This window comes from Porphyromonas sp. oral taxon 278 str. W7784, assembly GCF_000467855.2.
Lineage (GTDB): Bacteria > Bacteroidota > Bacteroidia > Bacteroidales > Porphyromonadaceae > Porphyromonas.
Genome location: NZ_KI259229.1, coordinates 1 through 10,715, shown reverse-complemented (window position 1 = coordinate 10,715; position 10,715 = coordinate 1). Strand labels below are relative to the sequence as shown.

Here is a 10,715-nt window from a genome sequence, read left to right as displayed (position 1 = left end):
ACCAACCAAATCACACCGCGAAATATTTCATTCACACCCGTCCCGAGTTACCTTCACTTGCCCAAGAATTAGACACTTACAAAGGGTGAAAAAAATTTCACCACTCCCATTGAATCATCTCCTCCTACCCGATGAGAATCGACCGCCTCCCACCTCGCCTTAGCCCCTTTCACTCCCCTCCCGCCCGATCCTGCCTTCCCAAAGCATCCGCTTCCGCCTTCCCCAAGTATCCACCTCCTCCTTGCCCTTACATTGGATTCCGAATTCCCCTTGCATCTTCATCCTCCTACCCCTCGCATTAGCTCGCTTTTTACCCCTCTCCAGGTATCCACCTTTCTACCCAAAGAAACCTACCCCTTCCGCACACCAAAAAAACGACCTACCGTAAGATCGTCGAAAAACCCTACTGCGACCCACGGTAGGTCGCATCGACGACCTACACATCGACGACCTACCGTGGATCCCTTTTTCACCCTCCCAAGGAGCATACCCTATACAATAATATATAAGGGAGGGGAAAGGGAGATCCATAGAAGTAGGTAGAAGAGGGGGTAGAATACCCATAGTAAGGTAGGGAAAGGGGTGTTTCTTTGGGCTAATTTTGCCACGTTAAGCATACAAAACCATTATCCACCTTTGACTTGACGCCTATGAAGCATATCCAGACTGCTTGAGGAAACCACTGCATTGATCACCAAGGCAGTGCTCTGCCCTTGTCCCGTCCAGCACCAAGCGTCCCTTCCCAGAGAGATGCTCCTTAGGTGCCCACCTATTACCCATCCATACTTGGAGGATGACCCTGGTCCTCCACCTATCGAACCTATGTGGAAACAAACAAGTAAACGATACCCCCCAAAGGATCATCTGCGACAGAGTCTCCTAGGGCTTAGCCTAGGTCTTAGCCTCATCGCACTATCCAGTCCCGTCGAGGCTCACGCCACGGAAGAGCTTCCCTCGACAGCGGCAGAGAAAGCTCAGCAAGATCAGATCACCTTCGTGATCCTAGATGCCGCTACCCGAGAACCCATCATCGGCGCCGTCGTGCGCTGTGTAGGTGCTACGACCCCCGCCATGACGGACAAGAATGGTCGCTGTACCCTACGCTTCAAGACGGCGATCAGTAGCGCTCAACTCGACATCAGCTGTGTCGGCTACCAGCGAGTCACTAAGACGGTGGCCGTGCCCGCAGGCAAGGTGATCACGGTGAAGATGAGCGAAGATGCCAAGATGATCTCCAAGGTAGAGGTCACAGCTCGTAAACACTATACCAATCAACTCCAGCAGACAGCCAAGGTCGATCACAAAGCCATCGAACGAGGAGGTGCTATGTCACTGGCTAAACTCCTAGAGACTGTCCCTGGGGTAAGCTCCATCAGTTCGGGTAGCACCATCGCTAAGCCCGTGATCCAAGGGATGCATAGTAGCCGCATCCTGCTGATGAATAATGGCGTACGCCTAGAGAGCCAGAGTTGGGGAGCGGACCACGCCCCTGAGATCGACTACACTGGCTCTAGTATGGTCGAGGTCGTCAAGGGTGCCGAGTGTATCCGCTATGGCTTCGGCGCTATGGGTGGCGTAGTCCTGCTGAATGATGCTCCCCTACCCTACGGCCGTGAGAAGCTGAAGGTCAATGGGAATGTCAATATGGGCTATGACACCAATGCCCGAGGCGTGAGCGGATCGGGTAGCCTAGAGATGGGCTACAAGCGCTGGGGCCTTCGTCTGCATGGTATGTACACCAAGGGAGGTGACTACCGCACGGCAGAATACATCCTCAACAATACGGGCTACAACACGATCAGCATGTCGGCGATGACGGGCTACCATTCGTCTCGCATCACCGCCACCCTCTTCTCTAGCCTCTACTACCAGCGTAGTGGTATCTACTATGCGAGCAAGGTATCTGACCTCGATCAGCTCATCAAGCGCTTCGAACATGGGCGTCCCGACGAGTCGACATTCCGTCCCTTCTCCTACAAGATACAGCCCCCCTTCCAGCAGTCCCAGCACTTCACGGTCAAGGGAGAAGTGAAGTGGAATATCAGCGACAACCATCAGATCGACTTCACAGCTTCCTTCCAGGAGAACCTGAGACAAGAGTTCGAGAATCGTAAGAAGACTACGTGGAGCTGGATCCCGATGCAGGACCTGATCCTCAAGACCTTCAAGGCCGATGTCCTGTGGCACGCTAAGTGGAACCGCTGGGGGATGACCACCGATGTCGGTACATCTAATACCTACCAGACGAACTACAACTACCCCGGGACCAAGCAACCTGCCTTCGTTCCTAACTTCGCCGCTCTCTCGATGGGGGGGTACTTCCTGCACAAGGCGGAGCTTGGCAAGCTACAGGCAGCCCTCGGGATGCGCTATGACTTCCGAGTGATGTCGGTCAGTGGCTATACCAGCCTCAGTAGCTACACGTACTACGATGACTTCAAGCTGTACAGCAACTTCACCACGAGCCTAGCAGGACACTATCAAATAGACAAGAACTGGGATGTACGTGCTAATATCGGTTGGTCCTGGCGCCCACCCGATATCAATGAGCTCTACGCCATAGGTCTTCAGGATGGATCGTACTGGGTCGAGGGGAATAGACACCTCGCTAGCGAACGAGGCTACAAGGCTGTCCTCGGTGCTCGCTACCGCAATAGCTGGATCTCCGTCGAGCCAAGCACCTTCTACCAGCGCATCAGTAGCTATATCTATGACCATATAGGTACGGGGAAGGATCGCTTCCATAACCACCCAAGTGGGAAGTACCCGAAGTTCATCTACGACCAAGACGATGTACAGCTCTATGGGGGCGACATAGAAGCGACGGTTCGTCCCATGGATGGACTTAGCTTCGTCGGTAAGGGAGAATGGATGTTCGCCCGTAATATCACCCGCAAGGATTGGCTACCCTTCATGCCCTCCGACCGCTATGGGCTGTCAGGAACATACGACTTCGACCTCAGTAGAGACAAGAAGTACCATGCCTCCCTATCCCTCTCGAGCATCTATGTGACTAAGCAGCGTCGCTTCGACCCCGACAAGGACCTGGTCAGCGACTCTCCCGACCCTTACTTCCTGCTCAATGGGACTGCTGAGGTCGGTGTACGCCTGCCTCACCAGCGCTCCCTCCGGGTCATGCTCGTCGGGGATAATATCCTCAACAACCTATATAAGGAGTACACAGACCGCTTCCGCTACTATGCCCATGCTCGTGGAGCTAATGTGTCGATGCGCCTCCTATTCAAGTTCTAATGCACACAAGCTGATGAAAGCGATACAGACTAAGCTACTCCTCCCCTTAGCTGGTGCACTGCTCCTGATGAGCAGCTGCTCCAATGACAAGGTAGACGAGTTCTTCAAGAAGTTCATCCAAGCACCACCCTCAGAGATCGAGCGAGATGTCAAGGGGCACGACCAGATCTACGCAGTCCATGCCATCCTACGTATGGGCTACAAGGGGGGCACCATCGGCGTGGGTCCCAATGCCAGCGAAGAGGTCGAGACCTACAACACCTACCACGTGGCAGGCGACGAGACCATCATCCCCATCGTCCAGGAGATCGATATAGCTAAGGATGACAATGGACAGATGACCATCACCACGAAGCGTGATCACTTCGACGTGATCGCTTCGGACAAGATCTACTACGGTCTAGAGCTGAAGTACTACGATCAGAATGGGATGCTCATCAACCATCAGTTCTCTAACTTCCCCTTCGTCAAGCGTAAGGACGGGACGGTAGAGCCCGATGAAGACAACTCGGCTCTGATGATGCACCAGCACTTCTTCGGTGTAGGGCACTTCACCCTGAGCAAGGGAGCAAAGGATACGCAGAAGACCCTACAGCTGGCCTATCCACGTACACTCGAAGAGACCCCTCACTATATAGACCGCTACACCTTCCTCGATCGTGGAGGGAAGGTAGAGCCAGCGACAAAGTTCTCTGCGTCGAATATCTACGTCCCCGAAGGCTTCCAGCTTGGGTCGAACAGCGCCGTCTTCGACAACGAGCGCTCTTGGCGATCGATCGAGATCACCGGTCGTCCCGATGCCCTCGTCCCCTACCGTGCACCAGACGGCATCACCTACCGACTCGTGCGTAGTATCGACATGCAGCGTCTCAATCAGCTCGTCCCCGAGATCTTCTCCTACGAGTACCGGGATACCGACCCCGTGGAGGAGGAGCTGGGTAAGCTCTTCGAAGAGTCGTACAACGACGACTATATCGACCCAGAGACCGACAGCCCACGACAGCGCTACGGCGAGACCGTCGGCCTACTGAAGCAGGAGCGTAGTCTCGATGCTGGTGCTCCACTGGACAGGCTGGGCTTCAAGGGCATCCTCCAGTTCAAGCGGGCAGGGATGGCCTTCCTCCTACAGGTACGCCTATGTAATATCCTCACCAAGGGACAGCAGCGTACCGGCGACGTCCCCAAGCCTGCTAAGTACACGAATATCAATAATGCGGAGAAGGGCTATCTCTGGGAGTCGAACCAGATCCAGCCAGGGTGGGACAGCTTCGACATCGACTATCCCCTCCCGATCCGTGTGATAGCAGATGCTAAGGATGGAGAGGAGAAGTGCTACCAAGATGTACGACGCTTCTACCCCGAGGTACAGCGTAGCCAGCTCTGGCAGATGCTTACCCAGCCCGAGAGCTTCTTCTACCGCTACAGACGCAGTATCGTCCGTATGTAACCCCCGCTAACACCCTACGAAGAATCTATGAATACAGGCATAAACAAGACGATCAAGCACGGCGCTCTGGCCCTACTCCTTGGGCTATCGGTGAGCTCGTGTGATAAGTTCGTCTTCGGAGATATTCACCCCAACTATGACGACAACCCACTCCTGAAGAAGTCCATTCCACAGAGTGGGGCTGACAAGTATATCGACAGTCTCAAGAAGATCCGTGTCACGGACAATCTCGCTAACCCTGACCCCGACGGAGCCTTCAAGGACTGGGCTACGTGTCTGGTGATGTTTAAGGAAGGGCACTCCCACGGCGATGGGATGATGCACGGGAACTTCGTCTACCCTAAGGCCCCCTGGAAGCAGGAGGAGTTCGTCATCATCCACAACAATGCTGGCTCTTATCCCACCGTCGAGGTCCAGCGACAGAGTACAGTCACTTACCTCGAAGAGCAGGAGAATAAGAAAGGACCTAACTACATCCGTATCATCGGCGGACGACTGAAGCGCTGGGGTCTGTGCCTCTACTTCTTCGATAAGAATGGTCGCCTGATGAATGATGACATCCTCAACCAATCAGACCAGTACCAGATCTTCTTCACCGTCAGTGAGGTCGATGACAAAGGAGCTCCCTACGAGGTGATGGATAGCCGTGGCACTTGGCAGACCAAGTACGACCAGTATGGTCAGTGGCAGCCCGGAGGTACGATCGATCCTAAGCCCGTCCCCTCACCCTTCTTTGCGGGGAAGAACACCTGGAAGGAGCGTGCCGATGCTACTCCTAAGATCTTCGAGTACACCTACCGAGATACCTGGATCCACGATGCTATGGGCGACGGCGCTAGAGAGCTCTTCAACCAGCGTCTCCTGCCCCCACTCACCCGCAAGGATGCTGACTGGGCAGTGGCTCCCTATGACCAGGATCGTGTAGGACTGAAGGGACACTTCAACTTCGACATCGACGCCGATGAGAACGATGCCCTGCACAGGGACTGGCCTCTAGAGATCACCCGACGTACCGACCCCACGACGGGCAAGGGTGGACGCTATACCCGCCCCTCGTTTGTACTACCGAAGTTCTACCTCTCAGTGCGTGTGATGAAGTGCCCTAAGGGTAAGAAGGCTCTGATCCCGAAGGATCCCTATCTGGCACGCCACTCGACCTATGTCTTCCTGAGCAAGTTCATCTGCTCCGACTGGTTCAACCCCGACGAACCCAAGGAATATGGTGCAGACTCCCAGTGGAAGGATGTCTTCCGCTTCAACATACCTATCAAGGTCTTCTGCAGTAGCTTCGACACCGACCCTACAGCCATTGACCCCAATGACCCCTACTACTACTACCTAGGGCAAGAGATCGGTCTCTCCTCCGAAGATGCTCTAGAAGCTTCGCAGAATGTCCAGACGCATGGTACGGGCGGTGGCTCGGGCTATGGCAACTGGTTCCTCTAATCACCCATCAACGACTAAAATCACTCAGCTATGCGCACTTCAATAGCTCGCCTCATGCTCGCCATGCTCTTCCTCTCTGGCATCGTGGCCTGCGCCCGCAACGAGGCTCCCCAACGCCGATCCAACTCCCGCTCCTCCGTCGACCATCTGGTCATCAAGGAGGTCTTCTATATCGGCCATGCTTATGTCCAGAGCTTCCCCAAGGAATACAATCTATCCCCAAGGCCGAACTGGTACTCTGACGAGGCATACATCACGATCTACAATCCCACCTCAGAGGTCAAGTATCTCGATGGGCTTGCCCTCTGCTCTTCGGCGCTTGATCCTTCGGTCGCAGTGAAGTTCCAGGGTAAGGAGGACTACCGGAAGCAGTACCTTGGCGTCAGTACGATCTCCTACTTCCCTGGCAGTGGGAAGCAACATCCGATCAATCCAGGACAGACGGTAGTCATCGCCAAATATGCCATCGATCACGCTAAGGACTTCTTCGCCCGTCTCGATCGGGACAACGGTTCACCCGTAGACCGCAGCCTATACGCTGGGGTGGATGACCTCCTCGATCTATCGAAGGTCGACTGGGAATGGACCAATGCCGAGGTCGATGGCGAAGGTAAGAACAACCCCAGCATCCCTGACCTCGTCCCCATCTATACAGGGTACGACAAGGAAGAGAAGGATGATGTGGACTTCGGTCTGAAGGAGATCACGGAGACGAGTGGTATCGCCCTCATCCAGCTCCCCTGGACACCGGAGGACTTCGCTAAGAACTATCCCGACACTCAAGAGCGTCGTGGCTACCGCCATACCGTCAACACCCTCAGCACCCACCACCATAATGCTATAAAGGTCATCGAGATCCCCTTCGACAAGGCTATCGACTGCATCATCGTCTGCCCCAAGAAGGAATACAAGCTCAATCCCTACAGTACAAGTGACTACAAGGATACCTTCGACAAGGGATTTACCTCGGTCACCGACAACTTCATCAGGACTACCCCTACCAAGGACTGGGAGAAGTACTCAGGTCTAGCGGTCATCCGCAAGTGGGATGGGAAGAAGGTCGTCGATGACAACAATTCCACCAGCGACTTCATGGTACAGCCAGCCTCCCTCCGATTCAAGAAGGCTACACCCTCAAGCAACTAATCATCCTCTAGGGCTACGCTAGCCTTAGCCCTTCCTCTTTGACGGTCTTGCCCCCACGCCCATCGGAGTCCGTGGGGGCAAGGGCTCCGTCCTACTCTATTCAATACCCCCTATTTCAGCTATGCGCACGTATATATACCGCCTCATGCTAGCTATGGTCGTCCTCTCAGGGATCGTGGCCTGCGCTCGCAATGAGGCACCACGACGCCGATCCAATTCCCGCTCCTCCGTCGACCACCTGATCATCAAGGAGGTCTTCTATATCGGTCATGTCGTCACTAAGAGCTTCCCCGAAGAGTGGGGACTGGCTCCCGTGAAGTCGTGGTACGAAGATGACCAGTACATCTCCATCTACAACCCCACCTCCGAGGTCAAGTACCTCGACGGGCATGCCCTCTGCACCACGGCCCTTGACCCCTCGGACGAACGCACCTTCGCCGGTAAGGAGGACTTCCGTCGTAAGTACATCGGGGTCGAAGCTATCTCCTACTTCCCTGGTAGTGGGAAGGAGCATCCTATCCAGCCAGGGCAGACCGTCGTGATCGCTAAGTACGCCATAGACCACGCCAAGGAATACTTCATCCGCCTCAATAAGCAGGCGAAGGAGTACGGCGAAGAGCCCGAAGACCCTAAGCGCTACAAGGGCGTGGATGATCTCCTCGACCTCACTAAGGCCGACTGGGAATGGACGCACAGCGACTACGACAAGCAGGGGATGAACAATCCCAATGTCCCTGACCTCGTCCCCATCCTCACCGGTGTGGATAGCAAGGGGAAGAAGTACTCCGACTTCGCTATCAAGCAACTCTCGGGGCAGAATGGCATTGTACTCATCCAGCTCCCCTGGACTCCAGAGGACTTCCGTGAGAACTATCAGGATACCAAGGAGCGTCCAGGCTACCGCCATTACATCAATGTCACCAATAGCCTCTTCGCTGACTTCTACGCTATCGAGATCCCCTTCTCCAAGGCCCTCGACTGCATCACCGTCTGCCCCAAGCGTCGCTACAAGATCAATCCCTACAAGAATACCTACGACAGGGGCTACAATGCCGTCACTGAGGTAGCGGCTAAGAACACGCCGAAGAGTGACTGGCAGAAGTACTCAGGTCTCGCCCTCATCCGCAAGTGGGATGGTAAGAAGTTCGTCGATGACAACAATTCCACCAGTGACTTCGAAGTTCGTCCCGCCTCACTAGCTCGCACGGCGACTCCCCAGAAATAACTTCCACCCCAAACAACGATAGCCGATCGCCCCCTAAGACGCATTTGGTCTTAGGGGGCGATCGGCTATTGATTTAGCCCCTCCTCCGAGGCGCTCCAGAAGGGCCTCCCGAGGGTAGAAAAAACGACCTACATAGGTCGCCGAAAAAACCTACAGTAGGTCGTCTCACCGACCCACGGTAGGTCGCAAGGACGACCTACCGTAGGTCGCTTGGCAGGGGGGCAAGGATGTACGACCACCGCAGTCATAGCTAAGCACCCGTTATTGCGTACTTTTGTAAACGAATTTATTAGAGTACTTCCGAACATGGAATCTTTAGAAGCGATAAGAAACGAATTCCCCATACTTAGCCAAGAGGTCTATGGCAAGCCCTTGGTCTATCTGGACAACGCTGCGACGACCCAAAAGCCCCGCTGTGTCATCCAAGCCATCGAAGCCGCCTACTACGAAGCGAACGCCAACGTCCATCGGGGCGTCCACTACCTGAGCCAGCTGGCTACAGAGCACCACGAGGCTGCCCGACGGAGCGTCGCCTCCTTCATCGGTGCCCCTTCACCAGAAGGACTCATCTTCACCCGAGGGACGACAGAGGCGATCAACCTCGTAGCCTTCTGTGCCGGAGAAGCCTTCTTCCTCAAGCCGGGCGACGAGGTACTCATCAGCACCATGGAGCACCATTCCAATATCGTCCCTTGGCAACTGATGTGCGCCCGCCGAGGTGCTCGCCTACGGGTCATCCCGCTGACCCCCCTCGGGGAGCTGGATATGGATGCCTTCCGTAGCCTCCTCTCTGAGCGTACCCGCCTCGTCTCGATCGCCCATGTCAGCAATGTCCTTGGCACGGTCAATCCCGTGAAGGAGGTTACCCGTCTAGCACACGAAGCTGGAGCACTGGTCCTGCTGGATGGAGCACAAGCCATCGCTCATACCCCCGTCAATGTGGAGGAGATCGGTGCGGACTTCTATGCCTTCAGCGCACACAAGATCTACGGCCCGACGGGTATCGGCGCACTCTACGGCCGTCCCGAGCTCCTGGATCGGATGCCTCCCTACATGGGAGGCGGAGAGATGATCGAGAAGGTGACCTTCGAGAAGACGACCTACAATAGCCTTCCGTTTAAGTTCGAAGCGGGCACCCCTGACTACGTCGGGTCACGAGCCTTCGCTGTGGCGCTGGACTTCGTCCGACAGATCGGGCTGGAGACCATCGCTCGGCACGAAGAGGAGCTCCTCGCCTATGCTACGGAGCGGCTACGGAGGGAGTTCCCCGAAAGCTTCGTTCTCGGCGAAGCCCCTGGCAAGGGCGGGATCCTCTCCTTCGGCATAGGGCAGATTCACCCCTTCGACCTCGGCACGCTCCTCGACCGTATGGGCATCGCCATCCGCACGGGGCATCACTGTGCTGAGCCCTTGCTCGCTAGCTACGGGCATCAGGCCATCGCCCGAGCCTCCTTCGCCCTATACAACACCCGTGAGGAAGTCGACCGCTTCTTCGACGCCCTCCATAGGGTCGTCCCCATGCTCAGCTAGCGGGAGATGAGCACGCCGAAGAAGCCTACCCTGCTGGCCTCCCGCTGGAGTGAAGAGTCCCTCGTGGAATGTGGCTGTGACGAAGCGGGTCGAGGCTGTCTAGCAGGGCCTGTAGTAGCTGCAGCCGTGATCCTACCCGAACACTTCTCCCACCCGCTCCTCAATGACTCGAAGCAACTGACCGAGAAGCAACGGGAGGCACTCCGCCCCATCATCGAGAGCGAAGCCCTCGCCTGGGGGGTTGGGATCGTCTCTAGCGAAGAGATCGATGAGATCAATATCCTCCACGCCTCCTTCCTAGCGATGCATCGAGCGATCGACGACCTTGTCTTCCGCCCCGAACTGCTACTCATCGACGGCAATCGCTTCGATCCCTATCCCGACATCCCCCACGTCTGCGCCGTCAAGGGGGATGCCCGCTTCACCAGCATCGCGGCAGCCTCGATCCTGGCCAAGACCCACCGTGATGAGCTCATGATCGCTCTAGAGGAGAAGTACCCAGGCTATGGTCTCTCTGGGCACAAGGGCTACCCTACGCCCGCTCACCGAGAGGCGATCGCTCGCCTAGGGGCTTCGCCCATCCACCGACGCTCCTTCCGCCTCACCTAAGCGAAGGGGAGCATCCATAGGTCACCAAAGGGGGCCATTCATGGGTCGGTCGACCGACCC

7 protein-coding genes are annotated in these 10,715 nt (G+C 55.8%); all 7 read left to right on the top strand.

Annotated elements, in window-relative coordinates; genetic code table 11:
• Positions 1-822 precede the first annotated feature (822 nt).
• The 7 genes from HMPREF1556_RS03060 to HMPREF1556_RS03030 all read left to right on the top strand — a co-directional run bounded on the left by HMPREF1556_RS03060 (position 823) and on the right by HMPREF1556_RS03030 (position 10,655).
• The gene (locus HMPREF1556_RS03060; RefSeq protein WP_021666771.1) at positions 823-3,252 is read left to right on the top strand and encodes a TonB-dependent receptor domain-containing protein; all 2,430 of its coding nucleotides are present in this window, start codon (positions 823-825) and stop codon (positions 3,250-3,252) included.
• A gap of 13 nt (positions 3,253-3,265) precedes the next feature.
• On the top strand, positions 3,266-4,699 hold the full coding sequence (locus tag HMPREF1556_RS03055) for a hypothetical protein (RefSeq protein ID WP_021666770.1): 1,434 nt from the start codon (positions 3,266-3,268) through the stop codon (positions 4,697-4,699).
• A gap of 27 nt (positions 4,700-4,726) precedes the next feature.
• A complete protein-coding gene (locus HMPREF1556_RS03050) occupies positions 4,727-6,145 on the top strand; it encodes a hypothetical protein (protein ID WP_021666769.1) in 1,419 nt (472 codons plus the stop codon).
• A gap of 30 nt (positions 6,146-6,175) precedes the next feature.
• Positions 6,176-7,291: a DUF4876 domain-containing protein gene (locus HMPREF1556_RS03045; protein ID WP_044125172.1), complete on the top strand. Its 1,116-nt coding sequence runs from the start codon at positions 6,176-6,178 to the stop codon at positions 7,289-7,291.
• A 121-nt stretch (positions 7,292-7,412) separates the two neighbouring features.
• Entirely contained in the window at positions 7,413-8,516 is a 1,104-nt protein-coding gene (locus HMPREF1556_RS03040; protein WP_021666767.1) for a DUF4876 domain-containing protein, read from the top strand.
• Positions 8,517-8,822: 306 nt separating this feature from the next.
• Positions 8,823-10,046, top strand: a complete 1,224-nt coding sequence (locus HMPREF1556_RS03035) for an aminotransferase class V-fold PLP-dependent enzyme (RefSeq protein WP_021666766.1) — start codon at positions 8,823-8,825, stop codon at positions 10,044-10,046.
• 30 nt (positions 10,047-10,076) lie between these two features.
• Positions 10,077-10,655 (top strand): ribonuclease HII, encoded by a 579-nt coding sequence (locus HMPREF1556_RS03030; protein WP_198141850.1) that lies wholly within the window; start codon positions 10,077-10,079, stop codon positions 10,653-10,655.
• The last annotated feature ends 60 nt before the right edge of the window (positions 10,656-10,715 follow it).

Coding starts and splice junctions, on each gene's coding strand:
- HMPREF1556_RS03060 (WP_021666771.1), top strand. CDS start 823: ATGTGGAAACAAACAAGTAAACGATACCCCCCAAAGGATCATCTGCGA.
- HMPREF1556_RS03055 (WP_021666770.1), top strand. CDS start 3,266: ATGAAAGCGATACAGACTAAGCTACTCCTCCCCTTAGCTGGTGCACTG.
- HMPREF1556_RS03050 (WP_021666769.1), top strand. CDS start 4,727: ATGAATACAGGCATAAACAAGACGATCAAGCACGGCGCTCTGGCCCTA.
- HMPREF1556_RS03045 (WP_044125172.1), top strand. CDS start 6,176: ATGCGCACTTCAATAGCTCGCCTCATGCTCGCCATGCTCTTCCTCTCT.
- HMPREF1556_RS03040 (WP_021666767.1), top strand. CDS start 7,413: ATGCGCACGTATATATACCGCCTCATGCTAGCTATGGTCGTCCTCTCA.
- HMPREF1556_RS03035 (WP_021666766.1), top strand. CDS start 8,823: ATGGAATCTTTAGAAGCGATAAGAAACGAATTCCCCATACTTAGCCAA.